Source organism: Paenibacillus sp. P13VS (genome assembly GCF_015143645.1).
Lineage (GTDB): Bacteria > Bacillota > Bacilli > Paenibacillales > Paenibacillaceae > Paenibacillus > Paenibacillus xylanilyticus_A.
This window is the reverse complement of the sequence record NZ_WYEV01000004.1, coordinates 448,649-463,956: the sequence shown is the minus strand read 5'-3', so window position 1 is coordinate 463,956 and position 15,308 is coordinate 448,649. Positions and strand designations below refer to the sequence as shown.

At 46.6% G+C, this 15,308-nt stretch carries 17 protein-coding genes; 7 read left to right on the top strand and 10 right to left on the bottom strand.

Annotated elements, in window-relative coordinates; all coding sequences use genetic code 11:
- The first annotated feature begins 133 nt into the window (after window positions 1–133).
- Window positions 134–973 (top strand): hypothetical protein, encoded by an 840-nt coding sequence (locus tag GUA98_RS11910; RefSeq protein WP_193723121.1) that lies wholly within the window; start codon window positions 134–136, stop codon window positions 971–973.
- 237 nt (window positions 974–1,210) lie between these two features.
- Window positions 1,211–1,918 carry a stalk domain-containing protein gene (locus tag GUA98_RS11905; RefSeq protein WP_153977209.1) on the top strand — a complete coding sequence of 236 codons (708 nt, stop codon included), beginning with the start codon at window positions 1,211–1,213 and terminating at the stop codon, window positions 1,916–1,918.
- Between the two features lie 113 nt (window positions 1,919–2,031).
- Here GUA98_RS11905 and GUA98_RS11900 read toward each other — a convergent pair whose 3' ends face one another.
- Window positions 2,032–3,006 carry a ring-cleaving dioxygenase gene (locus GUA98_RS11900; RefSeq protein ID WP_153977210.1) on the bottom strand — a complete coding sequence of 325 codons (975 nt, stop codon included), beginning with the start codon at window positions 3,004–3,006 and terminating at the stop codon, window positions 2,032–2,034.
- A 187-nt stretch (window positions 3,007–3,193) separates the two neighbouring features.
- Between GUA98_RS11900 and GUA98_RS11895 the strand changes: the two genes are divergently transcribed.
- On the top strand, window positions 3,194–4,009 hold the full coding sequence (locus GUA98_RS11895; RefSeq protein ID WP_321573868.1) for a TIGR02206 family membrane protein: 816 nt from the start codon (window positions 3,194–3,196) through the stop codon (window positions 4,007–4,009).
- Between the two features lie 99 nt (window positions 4,010–4,108).
- Here GUA98_RS11895 and GUA98_RS11890 read toward each other — a convergent pair whose 3' ends face one another.
- The 3 genes from GUA98_RS11890 to GUA98_RS11880 form a co-directional block, all read right to left on the bottom strand.
- Window positions 4,109–4,903: an SDR family oxidoreductase gene (locus tag GUA98_RS11890; RefSeq protein WP_153977212.1), complete on the bottom strand. Its 795-nt coding sequence runs from the start codon at window positions 4,901–4,903 to the stop codon at window positions 4,109–4,111.
- Window positions 4,904–5,077: 174 nt separating this feature from the next.
- On the bottom strand, window positions 5,078–5,335 hold the full coding sequence (locus GUA98_RS11885; RefSeq protein WP_110821486.1) for a YqkE family protein: 258 nt from the start codon (window positions 5,333–5,335) through the stop codon (window positions 5,078–5,080).
- Window positions 5,336–5,793: 458 nt separating this feature from the next.
- On the bottom strand, window positions 5,794–6,444 hold the full coding sequence (locus GUA98_RS11880) for a peptidylprolyl isomerase (RefSeq protein WP_193723120.1): 651 nt from the start codon (window positions 6,442–6,444) through the stop codon (window positions 5,794–5,796).
- Between the two features lie 255 nt (window positions 6,445–6,699).
- Between GUA98_RS11880 and GUA98_RS11875 the strand changes: the two genes are divergently transcribed.
- A complete protein-coding gene (locus GUA98_RS11875; protein WP_193723119.1) occupies window positions 6,700–7,932 on the top strand; it encodes an MFS transporter in 1,233 nt (410 codons plus the stop codon).
- Between the two features lie 157 nt (window positions 7,933–8,089).
- On the opposite strand, the gene GUA98_RS11870 is transcribed toward GUA98_RS11875, so the two are convergent.
- The 3 genes from GUA98_RS11870 to GUA98_RS11860 all read right to left on the bottom strand — a co-directional run bounded on the left by GUA98_RS11870 (window position 8,090) and on the right by GUA98_RS11860 (window position 8,999).
- Window positions 8,090–8,269, bottom strand: coding sequence for a hypothetical protein (locus tag GUA98_RS11870; protein ID WP_153977215.1), 180 nt, complete (start codon window positions 8,267–8,269; stop codon window positions 8,090–8,092).
- Between the two features lie 44 nt (window positions 8,270–8,313).
- A complete protein-coding gene (locus tag GUA98_RS11865; RefSeq protein WP_193723446.1) occupies window positions 8,314–8,685 on the bottom strand; it encodes a hypothetical protein in 372 nt (123 codons plus the stop codon).
- Between the two features lie 152 nt (window positions 8,686–8,837).
- Window positions 8,838–8,999: a hypothetical protein gene (locus GUA98_RS11860; RefSeq protein WP_164764231.1), complete on the bottom strand. Its 162-nt coding sequence runs from the start codon at window positions 8,997–8,999 to the stop codon at window positions 8,838–8,840.
- A 144-nt stretch (window positions 9,000–9,143) separates the two neighbouring features.
- On the opposite strand from GUA98_RS11860, the gene GUA98_RS11855 reads away from it, so the two are divergent.
- The gene (locus GUA98_RS11855) at window positions 9,144–9,425 is read left to right on the top strand and encodes a hypothetical protein (protein ID WP_095288897.1); all 282 of its coding nucleotides are present in this window, start codon (window positions 9,144–9,146) and stop codon (window positions 9,423–9,425) included.
- A 203-nt stretch (window positions 9,426–9,628) separates the two neighbouring features.
- Window positions 9,629–11,530: a sensor histidine kinase gene (locus tag GUA98_RS11850; protein ID WP_193723118.1), complete on the top strand. Its 1,902-nt coding sequence runs from the start codon at window positions 9,629–9,631 to the stop codon at window positions 11,528–11,530.
- A gap of 81 nt (window positions 11,531–11,611) precedes the next feature.
- On the opposite strand, the gene GUA98_RS11845 is transcribed toward GUA98_RS11850, so the two are convergent.
- Both GUA98_RS11845 and GUA98_RS11840 read right to left on the bottom strand, forming a co-directional pair.
- Complete coding sequence (locus GUA98_RS11845; RefSeq protein ID WP_095288899.1) at window positions 11,612–11,854, bottom strand: NHLP leader peptide family RiPP precursor; 243 nt, start codon at window positions 11,852–11,854, stop codon at window positions 11,612–11,614.
- Window positions 11,855–11,899: 45 nt separating this feature from the next.
- The gene (locus GUA98_RS11840) at window positions 11,900–12,823 is read right to left on the bottom strand and encodes a hypothetical protein (protein WP_227779589.1); all 924 of its coding nucleotides are present in this window, start codon (window positions 12,821–12,823) and stop codon (window positions 11,900–11,902) included.
- Window positions 12,824–13,083: 260 nt separating this feature from the next.
- On the opposite strand from GUA98_RS11840, the gene GUA98_RS11835 reads away from it, so the two are divergent.
- Entirely contained in the window at window positions 13,084–13,815 is a 732-nt protein-coding gene (locus GUA98_RS11835; RefSeq protein ID WP_153977219.1) for a hypothetical protein, read from the top strand.
- Window positions 13,816–13,938: 123 nt separating this feature from the next.
- On the opposite strand, the gene GUA98_RS11830 is transcribed toward GUA98_RS11835, so the two are convergent.
- Entirely contained in the window at window positions 13,939–15,195 is a 1,257-nt protein-coding gene (locus GUA98_RS11830) for an acyltransferase (RefSeq protein WP_153977220.1), read from the bottom strand.
- Window positions 15,196–15,308: the final 113 nt, after the last annotated feature.

The window sequence follows — 15,308 nt, the reverse complement described above, 5'->3', positions numbered from 1 at the left end:
CGAACATTCTTTCGTAAAATTTGAGGTTTGTAAAGTTTTTTTTATGAAACATTAACAAAATCGCAACGACTGGGCGATAAATGACGATATAATAGTTGTAGTATTCCATTTTTAAAAGAAGGAGCCCAGAATATTGAAAACTTGGACAGGTATCCTGCTGATGATCGTTTTGGCGGTTGTTACGATTAGTACAACTTCAGCAGCCAGAACATCCAATGAACCAAAACAGCTTAACATAGATGATCCATCCAGCCAGACCGATGGGGTCGTGGCATCCAATATAGAAACCAATGAAACATCCTTTGACTCAATAGAGAGAACTCCTGTAAAAAAAGAGAACGTTTCCGTTGCTCCGGAAAATGAAAAGGTGAAATTATACCCGATGCAAGTGGAGGGTTCGGGTTATATATATAACGGCATGATTCTTGAAGTGAATGGACAGACACGTGAATTCAGCAAATGGCAGGGAGAAGGAGGGTCTTACAAACCCGAAGTGCACGAACTGGATCTGAATGGGGACGGCAAAAAGGAAATTATCGTGCTTTTCACTGCCGGACACGGGACGGGTATTTATTTGGGTCAGGCACACATCATAGATCCGGATACGCTGGAAGAGATGAACATGCAGCCTCTGGATGAGGTGGTGAAGCAGCACATGCAGTCCAAAGTGAACGTGACGTCTGGAAAAGTGACCATTGACGTAGCGTTGGATGGGGTGAAGTTAGAACCTTCTCAGATAGAGGAAGAAACGGATGGCATAGCTTATCATGATGAACTTCAATTCGGAGATGTCGTGTATTACAGTGTGGAGAACGGCAAGTTGGAAGTTACAGCATCCGGTGCTTATGGGCCGGTCGGGTACGACGGAGATCTAACATTTGCCTATGTATATCAGGACGGTGAGTGGAAGGCCGAGAACGTGGAATACCGTACAGAAGCGTATGAAGATGAGTATTATGAATCGTTTGATTGAATTCACGGAATAGAAGATTTAAGGGATCGATGCTTGTCATAAAAAAATAACTTATGCTTCTGCCTTATTAGGCAGGCGCAGGAATGGTGGGGCTGAAAAAAACGGGGATACTCAGCCTCGCTTTGTGCTGTTCTTATACAGAAATATTTCCAAAATATTGAATTAAAGTGGTTGACATTACCACTTTAGTCGTTTAAATGTATAAAGGATAACAATTTTGTATGGGAGGGATTTATCGTGAAGAAAAAAGCCGTAATCGGACTAATGGTGGGCACTCTGACACTCGGTATTGGTACAGGGGCACTGGCAGCAACAGGGCTTGAACCAATTAAGGCCTATCTGAACAGCAAGATTTCTCTGAAAATGAATGGAGCAACCGTGACAGCCAAGGATGCCAATGGCAAGACGGTACTGCCAATTACCTACAATGGAACAACGTATTTACCCGTGCGTGCAGTGGGCACATTGCTCGGAACGGAAATCACTTATGACAGTGCAACTTCATCCGTCCTGATTGGTGGAGAAAATGGAACCGGGCCAGTAACAAAGGATAAAGTAACACTAAGTACACTTGGAACAACTGTATTAGGATCTACAGCATGGCATACCAAAGATCCTGCGGAGACTACTTACAAAGGCAAGGATTACAAAGATGTATATCTGCATACCGATTCCGTGAAGCAAGGGGACGACTTCCAGATCATGACGGGCAAAAAGTATTCTTCCCTGCATCTGGAATTGGCCGCTCTTGTTGGTAATCAGGAGATACAGGTAATCAACCAGGACAATACGGTGCTCAAAAAGCTGAGTATATCGCCGGGAAGCGGTTTGGTAAGCTTGGACGTGGATGTATCAGGCACAGAAGCTGTTTTTGTGGAGATTGTTTCAGAAGATCCAGGTTCATCGCTGTTTGTACCTCTTACAACATCGTATTTGGTTAAATAAAATAGACGTAAAAAACGATTATCAACGATGATGTTGCTGGATCAAATCCATAGCACACATTGTGATAATCGTTTTTACGTTTATTCCGTGCGAATCATGTTGATCAATCGACATTAACGAATTACAGTATCCAGAGGTTTGAGATTGGCTTCAATCTCTGCCCGGCGGCCTTCCAGGAATGGAGGCAAAGCGAGCGATTCTCCCAGATGAGCAAGTTCCTCGTCCGTATCAAAACCCGGACCATCCGTTGCGAGTTCAAACAGGATGCCATTTGCTTCACGGAAGTACAGGGACCGGAAGTAAAAGCGATCGACGAAGCCGGAATTAGGGAAGCTGTAGTTGCGAACGCGTTCTACCCATTGTTTCAATTCTTCCTCGTTATCCACCCGGAAGGCCACATGGTGTACGCTGCCACGCCCTGGTCTTTCGATCGGCAAGTCATTACGCTCCTCGACATGGACCTCGGAACCACTGCCTCCTTCACCGGATTCAAATACAAGAACATCCGGTTGACCTGCAACAAAAGCAGGGTAGGTTCCTTTTTGACGGAATCCAAGCAGCTCCGTCAGAACAGCAGCCGTCAACGAGGCATCCTGAACGGTGAGGTGTACAGGACCAAGGCCGACAATACCGTATTCAGCCGGTACCGGGCTCTGATCCCATGGTTTGCCCCCAGGAACACCTGTGTTGTTTTCGTCAGACACCAAGATCAGACGCTGGTTCTCAAAATCAGTAAAGGAGAGTGTTGCACGGCCACCGCGATTCATAATTTCACCGTGAGGTACTTCGTATTCGTCAAAACGTTTGATCCAGTACTGGAGAGCAACATCACTCGGAACGCGCAGCGAAGTAGCAGAGATGCTGTTCACGCCTTCACGTGTCTGTCCGGCCATCGGAATTTCGAAGAAGGTCAGCTCGGTGCCGGGATTGCCTTTTTCATCTCCATAGAAGAGGTGGTACACGGAAACGTCATCCTGGTTTACTGTTTTTTTGATCAGGCGAAGGCCCATGACATCGGTATAAAAGCGATAGTTTTCAGCGGCATGTGCGGTCAGTGCGGATACGTGGTGAAGTCCTTTGATTTGCATTGTTAATTCCTCCTGAATAATTGGGATTGGGTATTCTTGATTATGTGTAAGTTATATATTTAACTTTTATTAAGTGGCTAACTTTTTGTTTGTTTTGTTCTGGATTTATCTTAACATAAAGATAATTATAAAGCAACACATATCTGAAACATTCAACGGATAGACTTTCGCTTCAATTAATGCCAAAATGAAAAATATTACATTTCAAGGGATCACTGTTTGTGATGGGAAGGAGAAGGACATGGGATATCCCCAGTGGCTTGACCCTTATGATGAACGGCCTTTTATCATGTTTTCGAATTCACACATATGGGCAATAGCCTGCACGGCAATAGTGATTATCTTGCTGTACCTGTTTAGAAATCACTTGAGAGCATGGCCGGAACGCACACGTAGGGTGCTGCGATTCACCTTAGCCATCTTTATGATAGGTTGTGAAGTGCTGCTTCAGATCTGGTATGTCTACGGCGGGGTATGGAGTGTGAGGACATCGCTTCCGCTGGAGCTGTGCAGTCTGTCCCTGTTGTTGTCGGCCGTACTGCTGTTAACACGCAGTCGTATGCTTCATTCGGCGTTATTATTTGCAGGGACTGCAGGTGCATTGATGGCGATCGTAACTCCCAACCTGGGTTATACCGTTCCACATTTTCGTTTTATTCAATTTTTTACGGCTCATGCCTGTATTATACTTGCCTTGCTCTATATGACCTGGGTAGAACAGCTTCGTCCAAGCTGGCGATCGGTCGTGGGTTCGATGGTTTTTGTTAATGTGGCGGCGCTCATTGTATATGGAATGGATGTGCTTCTGGAAGCCAATTATATGTTTCTTCGTCACAAACCGGAGACGGCATCCGTGCTGGATCTTCTGGGACCGTACCCGTTATATATCGTGGGAGAAGAAGTACTGGCAGCCGTATTGTTTTCGCTCATGTACGTACTGTTCTTCGCCATTCCGGAGCGAGTGAGGAACCGGGTGAAGAACGAGAGAAGCTCCGCGGTATGATTGGCAAAAGGAGAACAATGAAAATCCCGCAGTATCCTGAAGCTCAGGAGACATGCGGGATGTTTAATTTATAGGACTCGATATGATGAAGTGGATAACTTATCCCCGAAGGAGGGATTCTGCACCATCCACATAGATTCGTGTACCTGTGACATGGGAAGACTCGTCGGAAGCCAGGAAAAGCACCAGGTTGGCTACCTGTTCCGAAGTACCAGGTTCACCCTTGAGCGGATGTTCATGGCCTTCCGGGAACTCCACGGGGATCTGTACATCCTTCAGATCATCGGATGGATAGGTGTTGTCATCGATATTGGTGTCGATGGCACCAGGACATACGGCATTGACGCGAATCTTGTAACGGGCCAGTTCGAGCGCAGCCATCTTCGTAAAAGCAGTTTGCCCGGCTTTGCTGGAAGCGTATGCAGAGAACCCGATACCTGAGAATACCCGGTTACCGTTAATCGAACTGGTGATGATGATGCTGCCTCCACGGTCCTTCAGATGGGGGATGGCGTATTTGACGGTTGCAAACGTGCCGCGCATATTAATCTCCATCGTTTGGTCCCAGTCTTCCGGTTCCATCGTTTCAATCGGCGCCATGGTGCCGTTGATCCCTGCATTGGCGAATACAATATCCAGCTTGCCGGCTTCAGCCGCAGCTTGATTAATGGCTTTTTGCACATGGTCCGGCTTGGAAATATCGCATTCAATCACATACGCTTCACCGCCAGCCTGCTCAATGGTCTGCTTCGTTTCTTCCGCTTTCTCTGGTGTACGGTCCAGCATGTAGACTTTGGCTCCATGCTCTGCAAAACGAATCGCGGTAGCCTGCCCAATACCGGAGCCACCACCGGTCACAATCGCCACTTTTCCATTCAAACGCTGTTCACTCATCCTGATCCCTCCACGTCCATAAGATTTCACGTTACTCTCTATCTCTACATACCCGGCACAAGGGAGGTGAATCAGAATCCTTCATACTTGCCCAACCCAAAAAAACAGGACCGATAATCGGTCCTGCATCTACATCTGAAATGACGTCTAATATGCGAATCGCTTGCTGAAATGTTATTTATGCTTCTTCCAGTCCAGCGAGCTGTTATTCAATAAATACTCGAAGTCATTATCCCGACGCTTCTGTTCCGCTTTGCGAGCCTCTTCGGCCTGCTGGCGTTCCTCTTCCTTGCGCTGGGCTTCGGCAGCCTTGGCTTCATCAGCTTGTGCCTTCAGCTTCTCCAGCACGTCGCTGCTGAGCAGATCCTTCAGCGTCGTTGGTTTATCCTGAGCTGCTTTGGGAGCAGCAGGTTGTTTTTTGGATTTTGCCATGGAAAATTCTCCTCTCCAACGTAAATCAGGTTCCCTGTTTTGATGCGTAGTCATAGTATATCAGGTTCCCGGTATCCATTCCATGAATCGAGTCAAGAAAAGAAGGAAATCAGCTGGTCCGTGACGAATGAAAACGGGTATAAAATCATATAGTATTACCGATACTGCGACTATTCCCTGGAGAAAGGAGTCGTTGTTCGTGGAAGTTGACCGCAGCATGTTGAAAGGGCTTGCATGGGGGATTGCCTTCAGCTGCCCGCTATGGATTGCGATTATTGGCTGGTTCCGTTTGTTGGGGTGGATGTTGTGAGAACAGCGGGTTGCAGAGCTGCTGCATATATACGTGCGTAGAGGCTTTTTTTAAAACCTCATATGTAAACGCTATCATTAAATAAAGCTCTGCCTTGCGTATTTATCGCAAGACAGAGCTTTTGTTTGTAAGTAATGTACCTAGAGGTTTATTCCTCAGGCATTTTAACAGGTTCAGGATATTCCAATCCATGCGTGTCCACAGTCACTTTTTTCATGACTTGATCCGTAACCGGTTTGTCATTCTGGCCCACTTCTTGAGCCGCAATTCCATCGACGACGTCCATTCCCTCTGTGACTTTGCCGAAGGAGGCATAAGCATTGTCCAAGTAATCAGCATCTGCCAGCATAATGAAAAATTGTGACCCGGCTGAGTCCAGATTATCTGTACGCGCCATGGAGATCACTCCGCGCGTGTGCTTCAGATTATTTTTGTGCCCGTTGGATGTGAATTCACCCTTAATGGCATATCCGGGGCCGCCTGTCCCATTACCATTCGGATCTCCACCTTGAATCATGAAGCCTGGAACGACGCGGTGAAAGATGAGGCCATCATAGAAACCCTGATTGGCCAGCGAGATGAAATTGTATACCGTGTTGGGCGCAATATCCGGATAGAGTTCGATCACGATTTTTTGCCCATCCTGCATTTCAATCGTGGCTACCGGGTTTTGACCTTCAGGCGGCGCCGGAACGGGTTCCGTAGCGCTGCTCGAAGGGCGTCCGCAGCCGCTAATAACAATAAGCAGCAGCGCCATGATCAGCGATGCAGCAGTTGTTTTTTTCCATCGTAAAGACATGAGAATGTTCCCCCTTGCATCTCTGCTTAATGTATTTCAACGGAATTATTTTGGGATAATCCATCAACTATCATACCGTTTTTTGGGACAGGAAGGCAATCCAAGCTTTGCTTTTGCAGGTGCAGGGATGGTCTTCATGGCAGCATAGGTGTAAAATAAGGAAAATGCTTCCGCAGCAGGGACGTACGGGTCTGTTCCGTCCGCTCCAAACCACGGCAGTCCCGGGCGTCAGTAACGGAAAGGACGTGTGGGTATATGGACTTCTCGTGGAAGCGTAATCTGGTGATTTTGTGGATTGGTGTATTTTTTTGCAGCACCGCGTATTCAATCTCCATCCCGTTTTTGCCCTTGTTTCTGAGCGGCGATCTCGGCGTTCGTGATCACCTGGAGTTTTGGTCAGGGCTGGCTTTTGGCATCACATTTCTGGCCAGTGCACTGGTGTCTCCGTTCTGGGGTTCCCTGGCAGACAAATACGGACGCAAGCCAATGCTGATCCGGTCGGGATACAGCCTTGCGGTTTTATATTTGATCAACTACTTTGTACAGGACCCATATTCACTCATCGTAGTCCGGCTGTTTCAGGGATTGCTGGCTGGTTTCGTTCCGGCAGCGATTGCCCTTGTAGGTACGAATACCCCGGAAGCGAAGACCGGATACGCGCTCGGTATCATGTCCACCGCCGGAGCTACGGGCGGGATCATTGGTCCGTTGATTGGCGGTGTGGTAAGCCACTACTACGGCAATCGAAATGCTTTTTTATTTTCGGCCATTGTGGTGCTCGTCTCTGCGGTAATCGCGACCTTCTGGGTAAAAGAGGAGAATTTTAATCGCAATAAGCCGCGTTCCCATGTCATGGATGATATCCGTGAGGCCAGAGCGAATCGTCTGTTTATTACGGTGTTAGGCATGATGGGCATCTGTACCTTTTCCGTCATGATTCTTGAGCCGCTGCTTACGGTCTATGTCATGGAGATGGGTATTCAGCCGGACAGGGCATCACTCAGCTCAGGTATTATTTTCTCAGCGGTAGGTATAGCTACCGTCATTATGGCACCGAGATGGGGGAAGATTGGTCAGCGCATCGGTTACGGCAAAGTGCTGATTATTGGACTCGTCGGTGGGGCAGTGGGGAATCTGCTGCAGTTTTTCACGACAGGTTATATCGGTTTTGGTGTTTTGCGGTTTGTATATGGGTTGTTCTTCGCGGCTGTGTTCCCGGCCATCAATGCCATGATTGTGCAGGCGACGGACCCGGGTTTCCGAGGAAGGGCCTTTAGCTTGAATCAGTCAGCGTCCCAGATCGGTACGATGGCAGGACCCATTATCGGTGGTATTCTCGGTGGATGGCTGCCTATTCGCTGGATTTTTATCATCAATGGACTGGCGCTCTTAATCACAGCGATTGTAGCCAAATGGTCTGGCTTGGAGCACAAGCTCCCGGGTTCAGGAAAATCAGCATCGAAGAAAGCGGTAACAGCAGATCGATAGATGGATATTTAGGAGAGGGATGGCGCTGTAGCAATACAGCAGCCATCTTTTTGATATGACTATATATGTGAGGAAGTAATATACATTTAAAAAGGGAAACCTCTTCATGAGAGATTTCCCTATTGTTCAGTCTGATTCATTTCATAGAAAAGGTGTATCATTCTTCAGAATCGGATTTCTCCTTCGGAATGGCATGCTCAACAGCATCACGCTGATCCTCTTTTTCCAGAGCATCCGGAAATGAATCTTCCGTAAATAGCCCGAAATCAGGATCGATGTCCCGTTCGGTCACCAGACTATCCGGCGTCTCGACATGTTTATGGTGGTCTTCCTTCATTATGCTGCACCTCCTTTTTCACGACGCAAGGGAGTTTGCCAATCTTAACCTCGTGGAAGAATGTCGTCCTGCGGTTTGGCATCGGCTCCTGCACCATTGAGAAGATCAGTACCATGAAGGGCGTCCGGATCAGGTGCAGCCGGGTCAACCGGGCTATTCGGCTGCAGCAGATCGGCATCAGGCACAGATTCCAGTGCAGGCTCTGCCAAACGTGATTCGAGCTCCTCATCCTCTACTGTCGTTGCAGCTACAGGAGGCAGGTCCGTCTCATCGGTTTCAATCCGTCTTCCGGACACTTCGTCAAATGTATCCATATCGCCCGCGGGTACTTCCGTTTCGGGCGGAATATCGCGGAACCTCTGATATCGGTCATAATAACGGTCGCTTTCGTCATTACTAATCGGTCTGTCTGTCATAAGTAGCAGCTCCTTTCAGGAATTAAATGTGATTGACTGCATGTATTATTGTGCTGATATTTTCTAAGGTTCTTACCTCGTAGTTACCCAAACCCTAAACGATGTAATCCTGCACGTGTTAGCATTCCCTGGGTTGACCCGAATATGAATGTTTAAAATTTAGGGAATACATATTTGACGAGAAAATACAGGAAGCCGAAAAAAATGAGTACATAAGCCGCATATTTAATAAAAGTGGAGGCGACCATGCTGGAATCCGATTTTTGCTGGATATCTTTCCGTTCTACTTCTACCGTTTTGTGTGGCTCGTTCATTTAAATCATCTCCTTAATAGGTGAATGGTTGCTTTGAGGAACCATTACACCCATAGAAGCGAATTGAATCGCAGAGCAGCTGGTACAGCTTTCGAGCAGGGCCTATGTTATGATGGAGCATGATAAAATAGGGAGGGATTCCAGTTGGAATGGTTTACACTTGGCAATATGATCACTCGAATCCGAATTGGACAAAAGGCATCTACGCCCGGTTTTTCGCGTACAGTCATTCGCAGACCGGACGGTTTGTTCTGGGTCGGTGGCATATGGGCAGGACAAGTTGTCCAGTTGCGTGATTTTCTTTTTTCGGATATATGGACGATTTATGAGGATGAGGAAACGGAGCAGTGGCTGAAGTTTCGGAATGCCTATGAACGAACAGAACGGGAAATGATTGAGAACCAGTTCGAAGATTTACGCGGATAAGACAAAGAATAACTGGATTCCCTCGTTATAAATGGAAATAAATATATAGTTGGACTAAAATGTGATTTTTTTCGTTTGCCATTAGAAGGTGACACGTTGAATCATGGCGAATCATAAATGATAGAGTTAGGGGATAAGATTCAGCATTTAGCACCATTCAAATGTTGCTAAATGCTCAAAATATGAACTTTGAGGTGCTGTGAATGAAAAATGTGCCCAAAGCTATCATCGTCCTATGGATCAGCCTGTTATTCATCATGTATTGGCCGCAGGGAGTAGGCGCGGCAGGTTTACAGGAAGATAACAGCCCTGTCCCCATTACGACATGGGAAGTAAAATGGGGAAATGAACACGATCAGGGGTTTATCAGCGAAGTGGGAAGACCCGATGAAGTCTGGGAGCGGCAAGGGCTGGAGAAGCCGGATTACACCACGGTCAATCCTTCTACGGAGTCAATATGGACTCGCTTGACCATTCCACAACTGAGCGAGGATGATTCTGCCATTCGCTTTGAAAATATTAAAGGTCAACATATTGTGATCTATCTTCAGGATCGCAAGGTGTATGAGAACTATCATTATAACTACGACAACAATGCGGTGCTGCTGCCTTTATCCATCGAAAATTCACATGAGCAGCTGTATATATGGGCTGAAAATACCAACGGCCGACTCGGAATCTTTGGGATGGTGGAGGTAGGCAGATACACCAATCTGCAGGAGAGATATATTCATAATGGTTTGTTGGATGTCATCTTAGGGGCAACCTTTCTGTTTACAGCCATGACCATGCTCAGCTGCACATTCTTCTTTGGTAAATTCCATAAGGGATTATGGATCTCGCTATGTGTTGTCATGGGTTCCATCGGAACGATGATCATTACGTATTCACAATTTCTGTATACGTTCTACCAGATTTACGGGGATCTGTACTCCATATTGTTCGATATGGCGATGCTGGCGGGAATGCCTGCATTATGTTATTTTTTCGAACAGATTATTGGGACAGGACCTTATGGGATTTTCACGAAGTTAAGAAAATTCCAGCTCGTGTATTCGGGTATTGCAATCTTCGCACTGCTCCTGTATTTCATCTCGAGCGGTCAATGGGACGTACTGTATGTATATCTGGTTCAAAAGGCAATCGGGGTCATTTTGGTGATCCTGCTGACATTACTGATGATTGGTACCATATCTCAGGCGCTAAGGAGAAACAAGGAAGCGATACTGCTGGCTGCAGGATACAGTACGTTTGCGCTCATCAGTGTAGCCGAATTGTTATGGTACTATCAGCGGAACGGCACGTATCATCTCATATGGTGGAAGTGGTCGATGGTTGCTTTTATCATAGCACTTATAGCCATTCTGGGCAGTCGTTTTGCGGAAAAGCATAGACAGGTCATTGAATACTCCAAGGAACTGGAGCTGTTCAACAATGAATTGCAGCGATCCGAGAAGATGGAGATTATTAGTGAGCTGGCCGCTTCAGTTGCCCATGAAGTTCGGAATCCTTTACAGGTGACCAGAGGATTTTTACAGCTGATGACCGAACAGGAAGACAACAAAAACAAGGGGTATGTGCGAATTGCCCTTGAGGAGCTTGACCGGGCCTCAGGGATCATTACGGACTTTCTGACGTTTGCCAAACCGGAGTTTGATCATATCGCATCTCTTAATATTGCCGAAGAGTTTGCGCATATTGAAGGGATTCTGGTGCCAATGGCCAATCTGGAAGGCGGTAAAATAACAACGGATATTCCGCCAGATCTCTGGATTCGTGGCAACTCCTCCAAGTTCAAACAGGCCTTTATTAATATTATTAAAAACAGTATCGAAGCATTACAGGGTCAAGGCCAGATTGATATATGGGCCTATGCCCAGGATGGAATGATTAAAGTTCACGTGAGGGATAACGGGGAAGGCATGGATGAGGAAGCTTTGGTCCGCCTGGGAGAGCCCTACTTCTCCAACAAGATCAAGGGAACAGGGCTTGGGATGATGGTAACCTTCCGAATTGTGGAAGCGATGCATGGCGAGATCTCATTTACAAGTACAAAAGGGGTAGGAACGGAAGCTGTTGTATCTTTTGCCGAGTTCGTCGATTGACGGACTGGCAGAAGATAGACAGCTTTTTTGTCCTCTACCCCTTTACCCGTAATGTTGGCTCAGAGCCGTTAATTTGGGTGTTTAGGTTCTCCAAGGTCCACAATTCACGTCATAATTCACTTTGGAGGGATTGGGCGGAATAACAAGAACATAATCATTCTGCTGTTCTTCTACTGTACGGATCTTAACGTTGTCCGGAATATCAATACCGAATGCATCGCGAAGTGCCTGTTTTGGATTGGAATGCAGCTGCTGTCTGAAATGTTCATCGGTCCAGGCCTTTTCAATAATATCCTCATGCATTGTTCTCTCAGATACCATCATCGTTCAACAATCCCTTCTTAATATAGAATATGAACTGTCACAGTTTCATGACTTCCCTTGTGGGTTTAAGGCATGTTCACTGATCCAGTAATGAAACCCGCCTTGATGAAGCATTTTTTTATGCTGCTTGATTGCGTCGACAGCTTGTACAAGTGTTTGGCATAAGTGCTTATTAAAGGTCAAGAGGTGCGGAATACCTGAGTTAGACGATGCTAAGATGTCATGATATCGGTAAGCTATGTCCACATAAGAGTACATAATTGGTGTGCTGTACATATTATCCCGGATACGCTCGCTTAGCGGCTGTTCAGGATAAGTTAGTTGTAGAGCAGAAGAAATATGAGAAAGGAAACTATTATAATTTCCCAGCGCAGCATCTTGATCCATGTCATTAAAATCGTCTGTCATCTGGAGGGTCATGAGTGTGATGTTAACAGCAGAACACACCGCATCAATTCGGTCTTTTTGTTCAAGTAAAAGAAGAGCACCAGCAGCTCCAAGTTGAAGGGGAGCAGCCTTTTGGGCGATCAGAAGCGGTTTTTTTTTGAAGTAATCCAGCGACTTCTCGCCGTTAACACTAACAGCCCATTCTGTTACATATTGTCTGAAATACGTCCAAAACAGGGAAGACGGGCTAAATAAATCCGAGTAGATACGCAAAGCATCCATGTAGTATAAATTACCCAAGGATAACTTCAATGTGCTGTCATCAGGACGTTCATCCATCACTTCATCCTGATTGAGAAAATACAACATATGAATCATACAGGCCGTGCTTAACTTGTGTGCAGTCTGTGGAGGGAGTTCGTCTGAATTCTGCATCCAGAGCGGAATAATGTAGCCAATATAGCTGTGACCTGAATCGCGTAACAGGGGATTAATTGAGTGAAGTTGTTTCAGTGCATGTTCTGACAGGGATTCAGGATAGTTCTGAACCAGCTGCTTGGCAGCAGCGAACACCACCTCCAAATCGGATCTAAACGGATCAAGCCATTCTCTCCGCATCGTTTGCTTACGCCCTTCCGCAATAAAATAATTAAGGACTATTCGACTAGATCATGGAGTTATACCCAGTATAGCGGATATGAATTGAAAAAAATAGGATCTTTTGTGATGAATTGTGAAATATTTGATGACTTTTTGTATTTTTATGGGATAAAAACGGGTGGATTAGGCTCAAACTAGGTGTAGACCACAGTATTTCGACATACGAAAGGCGGAAAACAAATATGAAGCACCCATGGAAAACATGGCTTGTAAGCAGTTTGGCAGCCATGCTCATATTAGCAGCAACGGGAAATGCTGCCTCAGCCAGTGCGGCAGAAAAGCCTGACAGCACCGAAATGACATCTCCGGCAGCTTCCCAGCATGACAAACAACCTTGTATGCAGGCAAGTCATGGATTATTTATGATTGGTGAAACTGCCGATCTGCTCGGCATTGGACTCCGGGATCTGAAGGAGCAGATGGAGCTAGGCAAGACATTGAGCCAGATTGCCAAGGAGCGCAAAGGTCTAAGCGAAGAGCAGCTGTTACAGAAGCTTAAACCATCCCTTGTGAAACGTCTGGATCAAGCTGCTGCAGAAGGCTGCTTAACCAAGGAACAGGTCTCGGCAGCCAAGGCTGACATGGATGAAAAGTTGAAAAAGGTCATCAATACCCCGCTCAGAGAGCTGCGTAGGGAGTTTGCAGGTCATGGTAGAAAACATCCTTCCTTGAACCATAAGGCGATTGCTCAGTTTATTGGCATTACGCCGGAACAGCTTCATGAGCAGTTAAAAAGTGGCAAGTCTCTTGCTGAGGTTGCCAAAGCACATGGGATTAGTGAAACACAGCTCATTGACAAGCTGAAGGAGCAATTGACGGGGGATCTGCAGCGGCTCGTGAACCATAAGGGTGGGGCACATTCTATTCCACGGGAGCATGCACCTGGGCATCCGGCTTCGACCGAGTCAGATTAATCGATGTATATGCAGGGCGCCTGTCTTCCTTGGAAGACAGGCGCCCTGTTTCTCGCCAACGTAGGTATATAACGAGGTTGACTGAGGTTCACTTTTACTAGATTATGCAACGTGACCAGCCTTCTAGCTTGTTTCAGAAGAAGGGCCTGCACTTGCACTCAGAGGTGTAACTGATCCGGCTTTAAGCCGAGGCTCTGCAGTATCCGAACCTTGACCAGGCAAGTTCCTGCTCCGCTTACGCTGTAACCCGACCGTATAACGGGAACCCGGTAATCGGGATAGTCCATAGCTAATGGCCAGCGCTGTGGCAGCTGTCACCAGAAATGACAGCAAGGTTACCGGCAGATGCCAGCCGCCAAGCTGGAGTGGTCTGGTGAAGTAGGCGATCGCATATATCACCAGAGCATGCACTAGATATCCGCCGAACGAATAGCGGCCGATCCAGGTGAGAGCGCCCAGGAACTTCGTTGTTTTGCCTCGTAACAGAACAAGGAATCCATATAACATGAACATCTGCGCCATAATAATAATGAACGTTGTCGGCTTCAGATATGTCGATATATTAAGATTAACTACATCCCCAGACCCTCTGAGCACATCGTAACCCAGCCAGAAGTACATGCCAATAAAAAGACTGATCATCCATGGTAGTGCACGAATGGTCCAGTTTCTCCAAGTGTCTACAGCCCAGGCGCAAACTGCCCCAAGTAAAAAATAGAACCAGTACATCACCCAGGAGTAGGAACGATACTCCAGCAATGTAGACCATGGCTTCGCAAGGGTTGCTGTCCAGCTGGCCATGTCGTAATAGGACCACTTCATTAGCAAGCTATACATCCCTGCTGCAAGCAGAACAAGCAATATAACGGAATGCATGCGCGTTATTCTGGTGGTTTTGGTAAGCTGACTGTTCACGAATTGAACCCCGAGCCGGAACAAAGGAAATAACACATAAAACTGAAAAATCATAATGACAAACCAGAGATGATATCCTGTCTGAGGGATGAAAAGCTCGCGGATCAAGCTGCGGACATCCGGCGTGCCCGAGAGCCAAAATGCAGGTGTGAAAATGCGAACAGACAGCCAGTAGATCAGTGTCCAGAGAACAAAGGGCACATAAATATCCCCAAATCGTTTTCGGATGAATGGACGGTATTCCGGCTTGACCTGATGATGATGATAAAAAAGCATCACACCGGACAAAAAGACAAAGGTCGGCGTTCCGAACCTGGTGAGATGATAGATCATGGTCAGCATGACGGAATCCGGCTGTTCGATATCTGAACGATAGATATATTCCGCAATATTATGCTGCATGACGATGGCGAGAAACGCGATCCCGCGCAGCTGCGTCCACTCTTCTATACGCGGTTTACCCAAGATGGCCCGCCTCCTTCCAATACACAACATCATTAAAGGGTACTATCTCAACATTAAGAGGAGATTAAATGGTGAAAAAAGGATAGAAAAACGGCGGCCCATAAGGCCACCGC

Excerpts from the sequence above, each read along its gene's own strand:
- GUA98_RS11885 (WP_110821486.1), bottom strand. The coding sequence starts at position 5,335 with ATGGCAAAATCCAAAAAACAACCTGCTGCTCCCAAAGCAGCTCAGGAT.
- GUA98_RS11900 (WP_153977210.1), bottom strand. The coding sequence starts at position 3,006 with ATGCAAATCAAAGGACTTCACCACGTATCCGCACTGACCGCACATGCC.
- GUA98_RS11835 (WP_153977219.1), top strand. The coding sequence starts at position 13,084 with ATGAAGCACCCATGGAAAACATGGCTTGTAAGCAGTTTGGCAGCCATG.
- GUA98_RS11865 (WP_193723446.1), bottom strand. The coding sequence starts at position 8,685 with ATGACAGACAGACCGATTAGTAATGACGAAAGCGACCGTTATTATGAC.
- GUA98_RS11875 (WP_193723119.1), top strand. The coding sequence starts at position 6,700 with ATGGACTTCTCGTGGAAGCGTAATCTGGTGATTTTGTGGATTGGTGTA.
- GUA98_RS11860 (WP_164764231.1), bottom strand. The coding sequence starts at position 8,999 with ATGAACGAGCCACACAAAACGGTAGAAGTAGAACGGAAAGATATCCAG.
- GUA98_RS11850 (WP_193723118.1), top strand. The coding sequence starts at position 9,629 with ATGAAAAATGTGCCCAAAGCTATCATCGTCCTATGGATCAGCCTGTTA.
- GUA98_RS11890 (WP_153977212.1), bottom strand. The coding sequence starts at position 4,903 with ATGAGTGAACAGCGTTTGAATGGAAAAGTGGCGATTGTGACCGGTGGT.
- GUA98_RS11870 (WP_153977215.1), bottom strand. The coding sequence starts at position 8,269 with ATGAAGGAAGACCACCATAAACATGTCGAGACGCCGGATAGTCTGGTG.
- GUA98_RS11845 (WP_095288899.1), bottom strand. The coding sequence starts at position 11,854 with ATGATGGTATCTGAGAGAACAATGCATGAGGATATTATTGAAAAGGCC.
- GUA98_RS11895 (WP_321573868.1), top strand. The coding sequence starts at position 3,194 with ATGAAAAATATTACATTTCAAGGGATCACTGTTTGTGATGGGAAGGAG.
- GUA98_RS11880 (WP_193723120.1), bottom strand. The coding sequence starts at position 6,444 with ATGTCTTTACGATGGAAAAAAACAACTGCTGCATCGCTGATCATGGCG.